The 18600-nt window shown below is 62.7% G+C and carries 10 protein-coding genes; 7 read left to right on the top strand and 3 right to left on the bottom strand.

Going from position 1 to position 18600, the window contains the following annotated elements; translation table 11 throughout:
• Position 1 precedes the first annotated feature (1 nt).
• Complete coding sequence (locus QNI87_RS14240; protein WP_300597716.1) at positions 2–3397, bottom strand: transglutaminase family protein; 3396 nt, start codon at positions 3395–3397, stop codon at positions 2–4.
• Positions 3398–3541: 144 nt separating this feature from the next.
• Between QNI87_RS14240 and QNI87_RS14235 the strand changes: the two genes are divergently transcribed.
• The 3 genes from QNI87_RS14235 to QNI87_RS14225 are packed head-to-tail and all read left to right on the top strand — an operon-like array spanning position 3542 to position 6825.
• Positions 3542–4366: a sulfite exporter TauE/SafE family protein gene (locus tag QNI87_RS14235; protein WP_300597714.1), complete on the top strand. Its 825-nt coding sequence runs from the start codon at positions 3542–3544 to the stop codon at positions 4364–4366.
• Between the two features lie 18 nt (positions 4367–4384).
• Positions 4385–5536: an aminotransferase class I/II-fold pyridoxal phosphate-dependent enzyme gene (locus QNI87_RS14230; RefSeq protein WP_300597712.1), complete on the top strand. Its 1152-nt coding sequence runs from the start codon at positions 4385–4387 to the stop codon at positions 5534–5536.
• A gap of 17 nt (positions 5537–5553) precedes the next feature.
• Positions 5554–6825, top strand: a complete 1272-nt coding sequence (locus QNI87_RS14225; protein WP_300597710.1) for a hypothetical protein — start codon at positions 5554–5556, stop codon at positions 6823–6825.
• A 58-nt stretch (positions 6826–6883) separates the two neighbouring features.
• Here QNI87_RS14225 and QNI87_RS14220 read toward each other — a convergent pair whose 3' ends face one another.
• Together QNI87_RS14220 and QNI87_RS14215 are read right to left on the bottom strand one after the other, a co-directional pair.
• Positions 6884–10468 (bottom strand): M1 family aminopeptidase, encoded by a 3585-nt coding sequence (locus QNI87_RS14220; RefSeq protein ID WP_300597708.1) that lies wholly within the window; start codon positions 10466–10468, stop codon positions 6884–6886.
• Between the two features lie 21 nt (positions 10469–10489).
• The gene (locus QNI87_RS14215; RefSeq protein ID WP_300597706.1) at positions 10490–11401 is read right to left on the bottom strand and encodes an ABC transporter ATP-binding protein; all 912 of its coding nucleotides are present in this window, start codon (positions 11399–11401) and stop codon (positions 10490–10492) included.
• Positions 11402–11626: 225 nt separating this feature from the next.
• On the opposite strand from QNI87_RS14215, the gene QNI87_RS14210 reads away from it, so the two are divergent.
• The 4 genes from QNI87_RS14210 to ggt all read left to right on the top strand — a co-directional run bounded on the left by QNI87_RS14210 (position 11627) and on the right by ggt (position 18577).
• The gene (locus tag QNI87_RS14210; protein ID WP_300597704.1) at positions 11627–12787 is read left to right on the top strand and encodes a DUF2891 domain-containing protein; all 1161 of its coding nucleotides are present in this window, start codon (positions 11627–11629) and stop codon (positions 12785–12787) included.
• Between the two features lie 124 nt (positions 12788–12911).
• Complete coding sequence (locus QNI87_RS14205; protein ID WP_300597702.1) at positions 12912–16205, top strand: glycosyl hydrolase; 3294 nt, start codon at positions 12912–12914, stop codon at positions 16203–16205.
• Positions 16202–16729 (top strand): PepSY-associated TM helix domain-containing protein, encoded by a 528-nt coding sequence (locus QNI87_RS14200; RefSeq protein WP_300597700.1) that lies wholly within the window; start codon positions 16202–16204, stop codon positions 16727–16729. Before QNI87_RS14205 ends, QNI87_RS14200 begins: the two co-directional genes overlap by 4 nt.
• A 30-nt stretch (positions 16730–16759) precedes the next feature.
• Positions 16760–18577, top strand: coding sequence for a gamma-glutamyltransferase (ggt, locus tag QNI87_RS14195; RefSeq protein WP_300597698.1), 1818 nt, complete (start codon positions 16760–16762; stop codon positions 18575–18577).
• The last annotated feature ends 23 nt before the right edge of the window (positions 18578–18600 follow it).

The raw sequence follows: 18600 nt of genomic DNA, 5'->3' as shown, positions 1-18600 counted from the left end.
ATTACACCGGACGGACCGGACGGCGCAAATCGAGCGTCAGCGGGAACTCGCCGCGATCCTCCAGGCTCGGAATGGTGACACAGCCCGGCGAGTGGCCGTGGTCCTGAAACCGGGCCTTGCGGCGCGATTCCGCTTCGAAATTGTTGATCGGTACATCCTCGAAGGAGCGCCCGCCCGGATGCGCGACATGGTAGACGCAGCCGCCCAGCGAGCGATCGTTCCAGGTGTCGTAGACGTCGAAGGTGAGCGGCGGGTCGGCTTTCAGGAGTGGGTGCAGACACGAAGCGGGAGCCCACGCCTTGTAGCGCACGCCGCCGACCGCTTCGCCAGGTTTGCCCGTCGGTGTCATTGGCACGCGCCGCCCGTTGCATCCGATCACATGGCGACCGGGCGTCAGCCCCTTGGCGCGCACCTGCAAACGCTCGGTCGAACTGTCGACATAGCGCACCGTTCCGCCCACCGCGCCGGTCTCGCCCAGCACGTTCCACGGCTCGAGCGCGTGCGCAATCTCCAGTTCGACGCCGCCCGCGTGCATGCTGCCGTGGACGGGAAAGCGGAACTGGCGCTGGGCTTCGAACCAGCTGGGGTCGAAATCGTAGCCGGCGCGCCTGAGGTCGGCGAGCACCTCGAGGAAGTCGCTCCAGCAGAAATGCGGCAGCAGGAACCTGTCGTGCAGGCTCGTGCCCCAGCGCACCAGATCGCCGTCCTGCGGCTCGCGCCAGAACCAGGCGGTCAACGCGCGCAGAAGGAGCTGCGCGGCAACGCTCATCTTTGCGTCGGGCGGCATTTCGAAGCCGCGGAACTCGACCAGGCCGAGGCGTCCGGTCGGACCATCGGGCGAGTAGAGTTTGTCGATGCAGATCTCGGTGCGGTGTGTGTTGCCCGTCACATCCACCAGCATGTTGCGAAACAGCAGATCGACCACCCAGGGGAAGGGCTTGTCCTCGCCCGGACCCGGCACCTGTCCCAGCGCGACTTCCAGCTCATAAAGGCTGTCGTGGCGCGCTTCGTCGATGCGCGGCGCCTGGCTAGTGGGGCCGATGAAGAGGCCCGAGAACAGGTAGCTGAGCGAGGGGTGGCGTTGCCAATAAAGCACGAAGCTCTTGAGCAGGTCGGGCCGGCGGATGAAGGCGCTTTCGGTAAAGCTTGCCCCGCCAAGGACAAGGTGATTGCCGCCGCCTGTGCCGACCGATCGGCCATCGACCATGAATTTGTCGGCTGTCAGGCCGCATTCGCGCGCGGCATCGTAAAGCCGCGTCGTTACATCTACCAATTCGTCGAAGCTCGCTGTCGGGTGGATATTGACTTCGACCACGCCGGGATCGGGGGTGATCTTGAGCACGTTGATACGCGGATCGGGCGGAGGCAGGTAGCCCTCGACCCGCACCGGGGTGCCCAGCGCTTCGGCGGTAGCTTCCACCTCGGCGATCAGCTCGAGAAAATCCTCCATGGCCTCGACCGGGGGCAGAAAGACCGAAAGGTATGTGCCCTTGGGCTCCACGGTCAGGGCGGTGCGCACCGCGCCTTCGATGATTTCCTGCTCGACGATGTCCTGGCGGGCCGCGCCGCCTGTGTCATCGACCCTCTGGTGCGCCTGTTCGGGGCGTCGATCCGCAGGCGACAGGGCCTCGCGCGTGGCCTTGCCGCGTTCCTCGCGTTGCTCGCGGTAATCGGCAAGCGGCGCGCCCGGATCGGTCTCCACGCGCGGGTGGATGTAGGGGTAGTCGCTCTGCGGGACATGCGGCAGAGAACCGAGCGGCAGGCGATAGCCAAGCGCGGAATCGCCCGGAACGGCAAACAGCGCGCCGCGTCGCAGCCGCCATTGCTCGCTCTTCCAGCGCCCCGGTTCGCGCGCCTGCTTGGCCTGCTGGACTTGAGCGGTCTGCTGGCGCTGGATCGGCAGGACAAAGCCAACCGGGGTCGTCAGGCCGCGGCTGAATGTCTCGACGATCCGCTGGCGCTCTTCGGGGTCTTCAAGCTTGGGATCGAGCGGGCTGACATTGACCGGCAACTCGCCTTCGCGTTCGATCCATTTTTCCGGATCCTCATAAACCGGGTGGACGAAGTCATCCTCCACACCGAGCGCGCGAGCCGTGGTCTTGAGGAAAGCGTCCGCGTCCTCGGGTGAGACTGTCTCGTCTGCGCCCTCATCCGGATCCGACGCGATGAGTTCGGGGTTTCTCCACAAGGGCTTGCCATCCTTGCGCCAATACAGGGAAAACCCCCAGCGCGGCAGGCTTTCGCCCGGGTACCATTTGCCTTGGCCGTGGTGGATCAGGCCTCCGGGCGCGTAGATCGCCTTGAGCTTCCGGATCAGCTTGTCAGCGTAGCGCGCTTTCGTCGGTCCGACCGCCTCGCCGTTCCATTCGGGCGCCTCGCCGCCGTCTTCGGCCACAAAAGTGGGCTCGCCGCCCATTGTGAGGCGCACGTCCTGTGCGTCGAGGTCCGCATCAACCCGGCCTCCCAGCTCAAGCAGCGCGCGCCAGCGTTCATCCGTGAAGGGCTTGGTAATCCGCACCGCCTCTTTCACGCGGTCGACCGACATGGAGAAGCTGAAATCCACCTCCGCAGGTTCAGCCATACCCTCAATCGGTGCAGCGGAGCGGTAGTGCGGGGTGGCCGCGAGCGGGATATGCCCCTCGCCAGCAAACATGCCAGAGGTTGCGTCCATGGCCACCCAGCCCGCGCCCGGCACATAGGCCTCGGCCCAGGCGTGCAGGTCGACAACGTCCTCGCTCACGCCCTTGGGGCCTTCGACCGGCTCGACATCGGCGACGAGCTGGATCGAGTAGCCCGAAACAAAGCGCGCCGCGAAACCGAGGCGACGCAACAGCTGGACGAGCAGCCACGCGCTGTCCCGGCACGATCCACGTCCCGCTTCCAGCGTCTGTTCCGGGCCTTGCGTGCCCTGCTCCATGCGGATGACGTAATCGACGCGCGCGTTGACCGCGCGGTTGACCTCGACAAGAAAGTCGATCGTGCGCCCTTGGTGGGACTTGAAACGGTCAACAAGCGCCTCGAACAGCGGCCCCTGCGGCTCGGTGTCGAAATAGGCCACGAGATCCTTTTCGACCTGCTCATCATAGCGAAACGGATAGGTCTCGGCGTAATCGGCGACAAAGAAGTCGAACGGGTTGATGACCGTCATCTCGGCCAGCAGATCGACCTCGATCCTGAACTCGCGCACCTTCCCGGGAAACACGATCCGCGCCAGCCAATTGCCGTGCGGATCCTGCTGCCAATTGATGAAGTGGTTTTCCGGCTCGATCTTGAGAGAATAATTGGGCACCGCGGTGCGCGTGTGCATCGCTGGTCGCAGACGGATCACCTGCGGGCCAAGCTCGATAGGCCGCGAATAGCGGTAATGCGTAAGATGGTTAAGGGCCGCGCGTATCATGGCGAGACGTTAGAGGGCCGCGCGCGCACTATTGCAACGCGAAAATGCAGATCGCTGTCGCGCCGGGGCGGTGCGTAGACGCGCAGCAATGCCGCACTGCAACAAAGCGCTTGGCGAATCCCCATTCGCGTCTATTATTACCAAGTGAGCGATCTCTCCTACCTCACCTTCGCCGTTCCGCTGCTGCTTGCCGCGGGCGCCGCCGCTGGCTTTGCGGGCGGGCTTTTCGGCATCGGCGGAGGCTTCGTAGTCGTCCCTGCGCTTGTCATCCTGTTCCCGATTCTGGGGCTGGGCACCGACGAAAGCGCGCACATTGCGGTCGGCACATCGCTGGCGACGATCATCTTCACCTCCATCCGCGCAACCCAAAGCCACGCCAGGCGCGACTCGGTCGATTTCGAGGTTCTCAGGAGCTGGGCGCTGTGGGTGGTGCTGGGCACAGCGCTGGGCACGATCATAGCGAACTGGGTATCGGGCGCGCAGCTCGCGCTGATTTTCGGCGTTGGCGTCATCGGCTTCGCAGTCTACTTCCTGCTGCCTGCGCGTTTGGGTGAGCCGGTCTTTGCCGGTATGCCAACCGGGTTTCCGCGAGCCGGAATGGCGGGCGGGCTTGGCGCGTTTTCCGCGCTGTTGGGTATCGGCGGAGGCACGATCACGACGCTGACGATGACGGTGTGCGGGGCGCCCATCCACCGCGCAATCGGAACGGCGTCGGGCATGGGCGCAATCATCGCGATACCCGCCACATTCGGCTTTATGCTTATCGGCTTCGACGAACCGGGTCTGCCCTGGGGCTCGGTGGGGTACGTCAATGTTCCCGCTGCCGCAGCGATCATCCTTACCTCGGTTGTCTTCGCCCCGCTGGGCGTGGCCGCCGCGCACAAACTGCCGCCAGAAATCCTTCGCCGGGTCTTTGGCGGGTATCTGATCACCGTGGGGGCCACGATGATCGCCAAAAGTTGGAGCTAGACCAAGGAGCGCCAGAAAATGAGTAAGGCCATGCCGACCGATCGACGCAATTTCCTGAAAGGCGCAGGGACGGGCGCGGGCCTCGCCACCGGACTTGGTGCAATGCCCCTGGGGGCCAGCGCCGCCATGGGCGAAGGCGCGGTTCAGGCCGACTTCGGCCCGATGAACGGACAGGCGCTCCTCAGCCGCAACGAAAACCCTTATGGCCCCGCGCCCTCGGCTATCAAGGCGATCACCGAAAACGCGAGGATGGGTTGCTACTACACGGATCGTGCGCTCAAACGCCTGCACGCCATGATCGCCGAGCGCCACGAGGTGCCGATCGAACAGGTGGTCGTTGGCAGCGGCTCGACCGAGATCCTGTGCGCGATTTCGCTGGCCTGGGGCCGAGACGGCGCGATCCTGTGCCCGGACCTCTTCTGGGACACCACGGTCAAATACGGGGAGCGTCAGGGCGTCACATCGATACGCGTGCCGCTATCGAGCGACATGAACGTGGATCTGGCCGGACTTGAAGCGGGGCTTACCGAGGAAGTCTCGCTGATCCAGATTTGCAATCCCAACAACCCTACCGGCGTGCTCATCCCCGCGTCCGACTTGCGCGCCTTTGCGGCGAAAGTGTCGCCCAAGGCGACCCTTCTCGTGGACGAGGCCTACAACGAACTGACCGACGCGCCCGACGACAACACCATGATCGACATGGTGCGCGGAGGCGCGGACTTGATCGTGTGCCGCACATTCTCGAAGATCTATGGCATGGCGGGCTTGCGCGTCGGCTACGCGATCACTTCGGAACAGAACGCCGAGCGCATTCGCAGCCATATGATGAGTTTTGGCGGAAACCTTGGCGGTGTCGCGGCGGCGATCGGCTGCTACAACGATCTCGCCTTCCTCGACCAATCGCGCGCCATGGTGTTGGAGGGTCGCAAGATGATCATGGACGCGGTCAAGACCGCTGGCCTAACCGCGCTGCCCTCGCAGACCAATTTCGTCTATGTCGAAGTGCCCGACGCCGATGCGGTGCAGGCCGCAATGAAAGAACGCGGAATTTCCATTCGCGGCGCTTACGGCAAGTGGACGCAATACTCGCGTGTCAGCACCGGCAAGCTCGCGGATGTAGAACGCTATGCGAAAGCGCTGCCGGAGGTTATTAGCTCACTCAACGCATAAAACCGCAAGAGAGAGGAATGACGATGCGCCTCAAGCTGCTTGGAGCCACAGCCTGTGCAGGAGTGGCGCTGTTCGCCGCTTCGGTGTTCTCCGCCCAAAGGGTCGAAGCGCACGAGGAAGACACCGCGCAGGCCACGCTGGTGGAGGTGACTAGCGGTCGCATCAGCTTCGATCACCCGGTCCCCACCTTCAAGGTCGACGCCGCCTGGCCGCTTTTGCCGGAGAACCTGATCCTTGGGCAAGTCTCGGGCCTTGCGATCGACAAGGACGACAATGTCTGGATCGCCAACCGTCCCAACGCGCTCGGCTTCAGCGACACGGGCCGTGACGCCGATCCGCCGATCACCAAAGCGTGCTGCAACGCGCCGCCTCATATCATTCAGTTCAGCGCCGAAGGCGATTACCTGCGCGGCTGGGGCGGGTCAGAGCTTGCGCCCGGGGAAAGCACGCTGGAGGGAAGCGGGCGGCGCGCGGTGGAGACGGGCGATGAGCAATGGCCGCGCAATATTCATGGCCTGTTTGTCGATGAGGATATGACGCTTTGGTTCGGCGGCAACGGGCCGGGCGATCACGCGATCCTGAACTTCACCGCCGATGGCGAATACATCCGCCAGATTGGCAAGCGGCAGGTGACCGATGGCAATTACTCCAAGGAGTATCTCGGCAACCCGGCTGACGCCTCTTACGATGGCAAGACTGTGCTGGTGGCCGATGGCTACACCAACCGGCGGATTGTCGAATTCTACGGCGAGAACCTTGAATACCGCCGCTTGTGGGGTGCCTATGGCGCGAACGCGGAAGATGCGGCGCGCGATATCGTGTTCGATCCCAGCCAGGCCTCCAGCAATTCCGATGGCGGCGCGCAGCCGGAAAGCCGGTCTTTCGGAGACATTGTCCATTGCGTTGTGCGCGGGCCGGAGAGCACCGTTTATGTCTGCGACCGTCGTAACAATCGCCTGCAGGTCTTCCGCGAAAGCGAAGAGGGCGTCGAATTTCTCCAGAACGTGCCTATCGCGCCCGAAACGGGCGGGACGCGCACCGTTACCGATGTCGGCTTCAGCCCGGATGGCGCATATGTCTACGTCGCTGACATGATGAACGGGCGCATCTGGATCCTGCTGCGCGAAACGCATGAGGCGATCGGCTGGATGGGCAAGAACGGGCGTTACGCCGGGCAGTTCATCTGGCTGCACAGCCTCGATGTCGACAGCCAGGGCAATGTCTACGCGAGCGAGGTCAACACCGGCCGCCGGGTGCAGAAGTTCGTCTTTCAGGGCCTCGAAGACTGAGCGCATGACTTAGGCGTTGGCGCCGGAGCAATGCCGATCCTCCGGCGCGTTTCAACGGTTAGCTAACCGCGACCAGATTGTCATCGGAGTTGCGATCCACATACTTGTTGTAGGGATCGACCCCGACCCAGCTTGGCCGCGTGTCGGTGACGATGGTGATTTCCTGTTCGCCCGAGGCCACCTGGCGTCGCTCAAGAAGGAGGACGTTCTCCTTGGCGAAAGCTTCGCTGCCCGGGCGATCGGTGAACAGGCCGATTTCGATCTCGTCGGCGAGGTCCGCTTCGGTCTCCACACCCTCACCATCGGCGTAGTATTTCGCCGCGGCAATCGAGATCGTTGTTTCGAAGCGGCCATCATCAAGCTCGGTCACCACGGCTTCCTCCGCGATGAGATCGTAGACCGTGATGCGCTGCAAGAGATCGCGAACCAGATCGCGCTCGGTGTCGTTGCGGGCGAGGCTGTAAAACCCATCGACCAGATCGGTCGCGCCCGCGTAAGGCTGGCCCTTGAAGCGATACTGGTCGAGCAGATCGGCGAGCATTTCGTTGACGCGGTCTTCGCCCAGGCGATCCTGAAGCAGGTACATCACCACCGAGCCCTTGCGGTAGTGAATGTAGCCCTGGTTCTCGACGCGTTCGAGCGGCAGTTCCTCGATCGCTTCGCTCCCGCGCGAACTCAGGTAATTGTCGAGCTCGAACTTGAGGAAGCGGCGCATCTGGTCTTCGCCGTAGAGCTCTTTCATCACCATCAGCGCGGAATACTGCGCGAGGCTTTCGACCAGCATGGTTCCGCCCTGCTGGTCGGCGCTGATCAGTTGATGCGCCCAGTACTGGTGCCCGAATTCGTGCGCGGCGATATAGGTGACATAGTCGATGTCTTCCGGATCGGCGAGATTGGCGAGAAAGCCCAGCCGCTCGGACCACGGCATCGTCCCGGCAAAGGCCTGCGCAAAGCTGGCGTATCCGGGAAACTCGATGATGCGCGCGTGATCGAACTGGTAGGGTCCGAAATTCTCGCGGTAATAGCCAAGCGAGGCCTGCATCGCATCGAGCATGCGTTCGACGTTATAGGGGTGCTTGGGATCGTAATAGACCTGTAGTTCGACCCCGTCCCAGTCGCGCTTGGCAACTTCGTAGCGCGCCGACTGGATCGAGAAGAACGCAAGGATCGGGTTCGTGGACTTGAAACGCGCAATCCGGCGATCCCCCTCGATGCGGTCCGAAACGCGGGTGCCGGGCGCGACCGGAACCTGATCCGCGCTGGTCGTGACCGTGATATCCGAGTTCACCCAGTCGACATTGCCGACATAATTGCGCTCGCGCGCGCTCTCGTCCTCAAGTTTGGGCAGCCGCAGTTCGGGATCGAGCCCGTATTCGCGCCGCGTCGCGCGGTCGGTCAGCAGGCCTTGCCGGTCCATACCCAATTGCACGCCAAACTCGGAATTGTTGAGGAAGGTGCCGTTCTCAACCAGACGCGTGCCGTATCCGCCTGCGCCCAGCGCCTTGTGCCAGCGCCGGCTCTTGAAGCTGAGCGACGCGGTTTCGTCGGGCGCCAGAGGCGTGTCAAAGCGGTAGATGCGGTGCTGAAAACGCTCATCGTTGGTCTCGAGCGTCGCGCCGGGCACATCGGCCTCGAGCAGTTCGGTCGCATTGTCGAACAGGCGCACATGCAGGGTCTCGACCGGCGCACCGGTGTCGTTGACCATCTGGTACGTGCCGCTCGCTTCCAGCCGTCTCTCGCCGGGATAAAGGTCCACCTTGTAGGTCACATCGGTGACCGACGGCTGCTTGAGCGAGGCGTATTGGAGATATTCCTTCTCGTAATCCGCCAGACGCTGTTCGTTCTCATCGCTGGTGCGATAGGTGTTCTGGACGTTCATCTGATCGTACAGGAAGACGCCCGTGCCAGCGCTGACCAGAACGCCCGCAAGAGCAAGCCCGCCGGCGGGTGAGACGAGGCGGGTGGGCAGGCGCTTGAGGCGCGGCAGCAGTCGCGTCTCGGTCCCGCGGCGCCACAAAAGGTGCGCCAGCACCGCCATCAGCAGCGCAACCCCGCCCCAGTACAGCCGCAGCCACCAGTTCACCGCCCCGCCAACCGCATCGGCGTTCATGTCGGAGAGCGCAGATGGACCGGAGCTGCCATAAAGCAGAAGCGGGTGATCGTAACCAAAGCCCGCAAGCGTAAGGGTGGCCACAAGGTAGATGACCATAATCCCCCACCCGACATATTTGTTGGGGCTCAGCGCTTGGACGAAGACGGCCAGGATCGCGATCAGGAGCAGGTCGACCGTAAACGGCAGGACATACCACCACCAATACTTGTCCACCTCAAAATTGAAGTAGCCGTTCAGCGCCTGGATCGCCACTGCGGCGGCGACCGAGATGAGCAAGGTCGACAACAGGACCAGCGTCACGGCAATCGTCTTTGGCACCATATAGGCCCAGCCGGGCAGCGAAGTGCTGTCGATGACCTCGTGAAACTTGCGGTCTCGATCGCGCCAGACCAACTCGCCCGAATAGTAGATTGCGATGATGATCGGGATGATCCCGAAGGTGCCCGCGAGGATCGGAATCAAGGCAAAGGTCGCCGGGACCGGAGCGGTGCCGTAGATCTCGTTGCCAAAGGCGAGCGAGGCGATCGAGTTGAACAGCCCCATCGCCATGAGGACGAAGAAAGCCGGGCTGCGAAACACTTGGCTCATCTCAAAGCGCGTGGTCTTTACAAGACGCGCAAAGCCCGCGCGCTCCGGCCGCGTTTCTGGCAGGGTGGCGACCGTGGCGGGCTTGGTGCGGGCGAGCTTTGCCGCCTTCCTCGCCAACTTCTTGGCCTTGCGCGCGGAAACGCCTTTTTCGGCAAAACTGAAGCGCCAATAGGCCAGCGCCAGCGCCAGCGCGGCGACTACCAGAACGCCAAGGCGGTTCATCAGGATGGGGCCGGCAAACGCGGGAAGCTGTGAATTGGATTCGGCGGCTGTCCAGTAACGGGTCGCGTTCCCGACTGCGCCAAGGCCAAGCGGATCGATCAACGCGGCGGTGTCGCGGTAATCCGGCTCCGAACCGACGACGACGTTCAGCGCCACGTAGAGCACAAGAAACGCCACGACGGCGACGTAGGAATAGATCATCGAGCGGGTGAGTGTCGCCACGGCAAAGAACACGGCGCACAACAGGATGATCGTCGGCGCCGCGAATTGCAGGTAGGTTCGCGCGTAGAAAGAGAATTGGTTGGGCCCAATCGTCTCGGGGTCGATCCACGGCATGAGCGACCCGATGAAGATCGCCAGCGGCACCACCATGAACGCGATCAGCGCAGCCAGCATCGCCCCGGTAAAGCGACCGATGAGATAGGCAAATTTCGTGACTTGCGTCGACCGAACCATCGGGCCGAACCCGCTCTCATCGTCGCGCACCACGACATTGGCGACGAAGGCGGTGGTCACAAACATGTAGAACAGAGCCAGGATCAGCTGCGTTTGCAGGATCGCCGAAGGGCTGTTGACGTTTACATTGCCGCCGCTACCGATCTGGACGGCGTCGCTCGCGGTCGCGCCAAACGTCATGAGGAAGAAGATAACGATGGCAACCCAGAACACCGGGTTGCGCAGTTGGTAACGCAGCTCAAACAGCGCGATCGATCCGAACATGTTCCCTGTTTCCTCGTTGCGTCAGGCGGCGTGCGCGGCCGCGGGCGGGGGTGCGGGCTGGGCGCGGCGGCTGGCGGCGAGTGTGGAGAAGTAAACGTCCTCCAAACCGCCATCGACGCTCTCGAACCCATCGGCCGGATCGGTTTCGGACAGGATATGGATGATCGTTCGTCCGGCGAACAGGCGGGTCGAAATGACCTCGTACCGCGCCGTGTAGTCCTCCAGTTCGCCGCGTTCGATGGTCTTGGCCCAGATTGTGCCGCGCGCGCGTTCGATCAGATCGATAGGCGCGCCTTCGAGCTTGATCGAACCTTTCACCAGCACCGCCATGCGTGGGCAAAGGTCGGCGACATCTTCAACGATATGTGTCGAGAGGATGACGACAACGTTCTCGCCGATTTCGGCCAGCAGGTTGAGAAAGCGGTTGCGTTCTTCGGGGTCGAGGCCGGCGGTCGGTTCATCCACGATGATAAGATCGGGATTGCCGATCAGCGCCTGCGCGATGCCGAAGCGCTGGCGCATCCCACCTGAGAAGCCCGCAATCGCCTTCTTGCGCACATCCCAAAGATTCACCTGATTGAGCAGGGTCTCGACCGTGTCCTTGCGCGCGCGCTTGCCGCTGATGCCCTTGAGCACGGCCATGTGGTCCAGCATGTCGTAGGCTGAAACGCGCGGGTAGACGCCGAAATCCTGTGGCAGGTAGCCAAGGCGTTTTCGAAGCGCTTCGGGGTCGGCAAGAATGTCGATACCATCAAAGGTGATCGCGCCCGAGGTTGGCGATTGCAGCGTGGCGACCGTGCGCATCAGCGTCGATTTGCCCGCGCCGTTGGGGCCTAGAAGGCCGAACATCCCTTTGGGGATCGAAAGCGTAACATCGTCCAGCGCGCGCACGCCGTTCGAGTAGACGTGGCTGACATTCTTCAATTCGAGCATGCGTGATAAGTCCCTGATTAGGCGGCTTGGATGCTATGAAGGCGTGTTGCGGTTGTAAAGCGCGTCAACTTGCGGCTTCTACCGACGCGCGTTTGGTGTCGACGAAGGGGCAATCGACCAGAGTGCGGCCGAACGGGGTGCGGCGAAGTGAGGCCGCTTTGCGCTTGCCTCACCGCGCTGTGTGCCCCTAACTGCCGCGCGCGTTGAACTACGAGAGAGATCTTGATGAAATCTGGTGCCTTGGCCGCGTTGACGGCGACGGTGGCGATATTTGGGCTTGCTTCAGCCTGTTCACCTGACCCGGCGGGCCTGGGCCCGGCGACCGAGGAACCTATGACCGACCGCGCCGAGCCCGTCACCACCGAAGACCGTTTTGCAGTCCTCGCGCTCGATTGCGTTCACCGCGAATATCCCAACAAGATCAGCCATGTCCTGAATTCGGCCGAGGATGTCGCCGCGCCCAGCGAGTTGACGCCCGCCTTCTACGGGTGCTTCGACTGGCATTCGTCAGTCCACGGCCACTGGCTCTTGACGCGCATCCTGACCACGCGGCCGGGAAGCGTCTACGAAGACGAGATCCGCGCCAAGCTTGCAAAGAGCTTTACCGAGGAGAACCTCGCTGTCGAGCTTGCCTATTACACGACCGAAGGCCGCCGGTCGTTCGAGCGGCCCTATGGCATCGCCTGGTACCTCCAGCTTGTGCTTGAGCTTGAGGAGAGCGATGATCCTCAGCTTGCTGAATCGCGCGAAACGCTGCGCCCGCTGGAGAGCGCGATTGTCGCCGAGGTGATGGATTGGCTCCCCAAGCTTGCCTATCCGATCAGGCTTGGGACGCACAATCAGACCGCCTTCGCGTTTGGTCTGATGCTCGACTACGCACGCGGTGTAGGCAACGCGGAACTGGAGCGGGCTCTGGTCGAGAAAACGCTGGCTTTCCACAGGGACGATGTGGATTGCCCGCTCGCTTATGAACCCTCCGGCGAGGATTTCCTCTCGCCCTGCCTGATGGAAGCGGACCTGATGCGGCGCGTCCTTTTCGGTGCCCATTATTCGGCTTGGCTCGCCCGTTTCCTGCCGCAAATTCCGCTTGATGGGGGCGCGGACTGGTTGGAGCCAGGTGTGGTGCGTGACGCCTCGGACGGCAAGCTGGTTCATCTCGATGGCGTCAATCTTTCGCGCGCCTGGGCCTTGGAAGGGATCGCTGGTGCGCTTGCCGCTGACGATCCGCGCGTGCCCGCCTTGCTCGCGGCGGCTGAGAGACACAAGGAAACCGGCATCGCGGCCGTCTCGGACGAGCATTACTCAGGCGGCCACTGGCTCGCGAGCTTTGCGACCTACCTTACTACAAAACGCGGGCTGGCTCTGGACTTGCGGGATGGCGGGTGAGAAGAGTTCGTGCAAGTCGACCAACGACACAACTTGATCGACCAACGCCGAGTGCTACGCTGGCGTGAACGGCAAGAGCTTGGAATACCTTGCGATCATTCGGGACGCTAAACGAGGGGCAAACATGCAAATTCTCAAAATCCTGGTCGGCTGCGCTGTGGCTTTGGGCCTTGGCAACGCGGCAATTGCACAAGACGACGAGGATAAGGAGAAGGACAAACCCGCGCTTTCGAGCGGCACATTCAAAGCCTTCGAACTGCGCAATATCGGGCCTGCGTTCATGTCGGGGCGCATCGCCGACATCGCCGTGGTGCAGGACGACCCGGCGACCTGGTATGTCGGTGTCGCCTCGGGCGGTGTGTGGAAGACCGAGAACGCTGGCACCACTTGGACCTCGCTTTTCGAAGGGCAGGGTGCCTATTCGATCGGTACGGTGGCGCTTGACCCCAGCGATCCGGCCCGCGTCTATGTCGGGACGGGCGAGAACAATGGCGGACGGCACATTGGCTATGGCGACGGCGTCTATCGCTCGAACGATGGCGGCAAGACCTGGACAAATATCGGTCTGAAACAGTCCGAACACATCTCGAAGATCATCGTCCACCCTGAAGATCCCGACACGATCTGGGTCGCGAGCCAGGGCCCGCTATGGGCGCCGGGCGGGGAACGCGGTGTGTTCAAGACGACCGATGGCGGGGAGACGTGGGAAAACGTGCTCGCCAAGGGACCGTACACCGGCGCGACCGACCTCATCATCGACCCGCGCAATCCGGATCGCCTTTACGCGGCCCTGTGGCAGCATCACCGCACGGTCGCGGCCTATATTGGCGGTGGTCCCGAAAGCCGCCTCTATAAGACCGAGGATGGCGGGGAGACCTGGGAACAACTCAAAACCGGCCTTCCCAAAGGCAATATGGGCAAGACGGGTCTCGCGATTTCGCCGATGAACCCGGATGTCGTCTACGCCGCGCTGGAGCTTGATCGGCGCGAAGGCGGCGTGTGGCGCTCGGAGAACCGCGGCGCGAGCTGGGCCAAGATGTCGGATGAAACGGGGCAGGGCACTGGCCCGCACTATTATCAAGAGCTCTACGCGAGCCCGCACTATTTCGACCGCATCTATCTGGTCTCGAACACCTCGAAAATTTCCAACGATGGCGGCAAGACCTGGTCGAGCCTCAACAACTCCACCAAGCATGTCGATGATCACGCGATCGCCTTCCGACCCGATGATCCCGAATATATCCTGTTCGGTTCTGACGGCGGCATTTACGAAAGCTACGATCACACCAAGACCTGGCGCTTCATCGATAATCTGCCGATCACCCAGTTCTACAAGGTGGCGGTCGACGACGCCGAGCCGTTCTACAACGTGTATGGCGGCACGCAGGACAACAACTCGCAAGGCGGCCCCTCGCGCACCGACAACCGCCACGGCATCCGCAATGACGATTGGTTCGTGACGCTGGGCGGCGATGGGCACCAGTCGGCGACCGAGCCTGGCAACCCCAACATCATGTACGCCCAGTCGCAGCAGGGGAACCTGGCTCGAATTGACCGGATCACCGGCGAATTCGTGCCGATCCAGCCGCAGCCGGTACCGGGCGATGATATTCCGCGCTGGAATTGGGATTCGCCGATCTGGGTCAGCCAACACGATCCCAAGCGCATCTATTTCGCCTCGCAAAAGCTGTGGCGTTCGGACGATCGCGGCGACACCTGGCGCGCCATTTCCGGCGATCTTTCACGCAACGAAAACCGACTGCGCCTGCCCGTGCAGGGCCGCCAGTGGAGCTGGGATGCAGGCTGGGATCTGCTCGCCATGAGCCAGTACAACACGATCACCTCGATCGGCGAATCGCCGTTTGACGAGAACTTGCTCTATGTCGGCACCGACGATGGCCTCATTCAGGTGACGCAGGATGGGGGCGCGAACTGGCGGCGGATCGAAGTGGGCTCGCTACCCGGCGTTCCGACAACCGCCTTTGTCAACGATATCCGTGCGGACATCCATGATGTGAATACGGTCTATGTCGCGCTCGATAATCACAAATATGGCGATTACAAACCCTACCTTCTCAAGAGCACGAACCGGGGCCAGAGCTGGACCAGCATGACCGGCGATCTGCCCGAACGGCACCTTGTCTGGCGCATCGTGCAGGATCATGAGGCGCCGAACCTGTTCTTCCTCGCGACCGAATTCGGCCTGTTCTTCACGGTAGACGCGGGCACCAAGTGGGTGAAGCTGACCGGCAAAGCACCCACCATCTCGTTCCGCGATGTCACCATCCAGCGGCGCGAGGATGATCTGGTTGCCGCAAGCTTTGGGCGAGGCTTCTACATCGTCGACGACATTTCGCCGCTTCGGGCCGTGAGCGAGGCGAGCCTGCGCCAGGAGGCGATGCTGTTTCCGGGGCGCGACGCGCTGTGGTATCTCGAGCAGCACCCGCTGGCGTTCTCGCCGGGTGGGAGCCAGGGCGATGGATATTTCCGCGCGCCCAATCCTCCCTTTGGCGCCAACTTCACCTACTACCTCGCCGACAGCATCCCCTCTTTGAAGGAGCAGCGTCAGGAACGCGAAAAGCCGGTTGCGAAAGAGGGCGGCGACAATCCGTTCCCCAGCTTCGCCTCGCTGACGCAGGAGCTTCAAGAGGAGAAACCCACGATCTGGCTGACCGTGCGCGACGCCGATGGCAATGTCGTGCGCCGCCTCAAGGGGCCGGCCAAGAAAGGCTTCCACCGGGTTAACTGGGATCTGCGCTATCCGGTGACCGACGTGGCGCGCAAGTCGAGCGGCGATAACCGTCGCTTCGCGTCCGGCTTCCTCGCGGCGCCCGGCGCGTACACGGTCGATCTGACCAGCCGTGTGCGCGGTGTGACCACGCAGCTGGTTGCGCCGCAGCCGTTCACGGTTGAACCGCTGCGCGAGCAAGGCGCGCTTCCGCCGCAACCCGATGCGATGGAGTTCCAGGCGCAGGTGACAAAATTCGACCGTGCGGTCACGGCGCTGGGCTACAAGCTTCGCGAAGCGGAGGAGAAAGTGCAGCTTCTCGCGATCGCGACGCGCAGCGCTCCGGGCGGCGATCCCGCTACGCTGGACGACCGTCTCGACACGATCCGCGGCGAACTGAACGCGCTTGACGAACTGGTTAACGGCAACCCGGCGCGCAACGCGATCAACGAGCGCACGCAGCCGACCGTGCGCAGTCGATTGGGCCGTGTCCTGTATGGCCTGTACGGTTCCACCTATGGTCCGACCCAAACCGCACGCGAACAGTTCGGTTACGCCCGGGCGGATTTCGAAGTGGCGAAGAGCCGTCTCGCGACACTGACGCAGCAGACGATTCCGGCCTTCGAAGCCGAGCTGATCGCGATCGGTGCTCCCTATGTTCCGGGCGGCGTGCTACCAGAGGCGCAATGAACTGGAAGAAATTCTGGCGCCAGGTCCATTACTGGCTGTCATTGGCCATTTTCCTGCCCGCCGGCGTCATCTTTGTCGCCGGCGGCTTTCTGATGCTCAAGAAAGAGATCGAGTGGATTCAGCCGGGCACGGAGCGCGGACAGGTGGAAGCGCAGCTGCCGGAGGCCTCGTTCGAAGCGATGCTGGCTGCGGCGCGTCAGCACCCCGAAGCGGGTATCGCTGAATGGTCCGATATCGACCGCATCGATCTGCGCGTGGACAAGGGCATGGCCAAGCTGCGCGCCAATTCAGGCTGGGAGGTCCAGGTCGACACGAAGACCGCCGAGGTCCTGAAGGTTGCCTATCGCCGCTCGGACCTGATCGAGAGCATTCACGATGGCTCGTTCTTTTCGGATGAGGTGAAGCTCTATCTGTTCCTTCCCACCGGCATCCTGCTGGTGGTGATGTGGGGAACCGGCATTTACCTCTTCCTGCTTCCTCGGATGCGCAAGAAGAAGAAACCGCGCCCCGCCACAAACGTATAGTCACCACAAGGACATTACCGGAGACACCCTATGCGCCCCATGCGCCTTTCGCTCAGCGCGTTCGCCGCCGCTCTTGCTCTCACCGTTTCCCCGCTGGTGGCGCAGGATGCCGGCGAAGCAAGGCCTCTCGAAGAGCAGATCGGCGGGGGCGGGCGTCCGGTCGGGGCAAACTGGTCGCGCAGCCCGGTGATCGCGCAGAACGGTATGGCTGCGACCGCGCATCCGCTGGCCACGCAAATCGCGCTCGATATCCTGAAGGACGGCGGCAACGCGGTCGACGCCGCGATTGCGGCCAACGCGGCGCTTGGTCTGATGGAGCCGACCGGCAACGGTATTGGCGGCGATCTTTTCGCGATCATCTACGATCCCAAGACCGACCAGCTCTATGGCCTCAACGGGTCGGGGCGCAGCCCGGCGGGCCAGTCCTACAGCCAGATGATGGAAAAGCTGGCTGGCCGCGACAGTATCCCGTCCGTCGGTGTGTTGCCGATCACCATTCCGGGTACAGTCGATGCGTGGTTCGCCATGCATGAGCGTTTCGGCTCAAAGCCCATGAGCGAAATCCTCGCGCCAACCGTGTCCTACGCGCGCGCAGGCCACCCCGTTGCCCCAGTGATTGCGATGTATATGGCGGGCGGATTGCGCAGCTACACGAGGCGGCTGGAGACGACGCAATTCGAGTTCGACAACGCGCGCGCCACCTATTTCAAGGACGGCCGGGCGCCCAAGGCCGGGGAGATCTTCACCAACCCCGATCTCGGCAACACGCTGGAGCGGATCGGTGCCAACGGGCGCGATGAATTCTACGAGGGCGAGACCGCTCGCATCATGGTCGACTACCTACGGCGTAACGGCTCTGCCTTTACGCTGGATGACTTTGCCAAGCATGCAAGCGAGTGGGTTGAACCGGCTTGCGCGGCCTATCGCGATGGGTTCGAGCTGTGCGAACTGCCGCCCAACGGGCAGGGCTTCGCGGCGCTTCAAATGGTCAACATCCTGAAGAACGTCGATCTGAGGCAGTGGGAACGCGGCAGCCCGGAAGTCCTCCACTATATCACCGAAGCCAAGCGCCTTGCTTACGCCGATGTCGCGCGGTTCTACGCGGACCCCGAGTTTGCGGCCTTTCCGATGGAATTGCTCACCGAAGACTACGGCGAGAAGCGCTTTGCCCTGATCGATCCGGACAAGGCTACGCCCGTCTTTGAACCCGGCCGGGTCGAAGTCGCACCCAAGCTCGAAGGCGAGGGGGATACGACCTACCTCACTGTGGTCGATGGCGATGGGCTGATGGTGAGCCTGATTCAGTCGAACTATCGCGGCATGGGCGGCGGGATGGTGCCCGATGGGCTGGGCTTCATGTTCCAGGATCGCGGCGAGCTCTTCAGCCTCGATCCCGACCACCCCAACGCCTACGGTCCAGCGAAACGTCCTTTCCACACGATCATTCCCGCTTTTGTGAAGAAGGACGGCAAGCCCTTTATGACGCTCGGCCTGATGGGTGGGGGAATGCAGCCGCAGGGCCATGTGCAGGTGCTGATCAACATCGCCGATTATGGCATGAACGTGCAGGAAGCGGGCGACGCGGCGCGGTTGAACCACACCGGCGGACGCCAGCCGACCGACACGCTAACCGGGCCGCTGCCGGACGGCAATCTGGGCACGCTCAATGTCGAGCCGGGCATACCGCCGCAGACGATCGCCAAACTAGAGGCGATGGGGCATAACGTGCGTGTGGTCTCGAACGGTATCATGTTCGGGGGCTATCAGGCGATCGCGCGCGATCCGGACACGGGTGTGCTCACCGGGGCGACCGAGATGCGCAAGGACGGTCAGGCAAGCGGCTTCTGAGCCCCCGCGCTTGACCCGCCGCG

The sequence above is a fragment of the Erythrobacter sp. genome, from assembly GCF_030066995.1.
In the GTDB taxonomy this organism is placed as follows: domain Bacteria; phylum Pseudomonadota; class Alphaproteobacteria; order Sphingomonadales; family Sphingomonadaceae; genus Erythrobacter.
Note: the sequence above shows the minus strand (reverse complement) of the source record. Positions and strands in the feature narration are given on the sequence as shown.

Bases quoted from the DNA above. Each gene is read 5' to 3' on its own strand.
- QNI87_RS14215 (WP_300597706.1), bottom strand. From the start codon at position 11,401: ATGCTCGAATTGAAGAATGTCAGCCACGTCTACTCGAACGGCGTGCGC.
- QNI87_RS14205 (WP_300597702.1), top strand. From the start codon at position 12,912: ATGCAAATTCTCAAAATCCTGGTCGGCTGCGCTGTGGCTTTGGGCCTT.
- QNI87_RS14220 (WP_300597708.1), bottom strand. From the start codon at position 10,468: ATGTTCGGATCGATCGCGCTGTTTGAGCTGCGTTACCAACTGCGCAAC.
- QNI87_RS14230 (WP_300597712.1), top strand. From the start codon at position 4,385: ATGAGTAAGGCCATGCCGACCGATCGACGCAATTTCCTGAAAGGCGCA.
- QNI87_RS14200 (WP_300597700.1), top strand. From the start codon at position 16,202: ATGAACTGGAAGAAATTCTGGCGCCAGGTCCATTACTGGCTGTCATTG.
- ggt (WP_300597698.1), top strand. From the start codon at position 16,760: ATGCGCCCCATGCGCCTTTCGCTCAGCGCGTTCGCCGCCGCTCTTGCT.
- QNI87_RS14225 (WP_300597710.1), top strand. From the start codon at position 5,554: ATGACGATGCGCCTCAAGCTGCTTGGAGCCACAGCCTGTGCAGGAGTG.
- QNI87_RS14210 (WP_300597704.1), top strand. From the start codon at position 11,627: ATGAAATCTGGTGCCTTGGCCGCGTTGACGGCGACGGTGGCGATATTT.
- QNI87_RS14240 (WP_300597716.1), bottom strand. From the start codon at position 3,397: ATGATACGCGCGGCCCTTAACCATCTTACGCATTACCGCTATTCGCGG.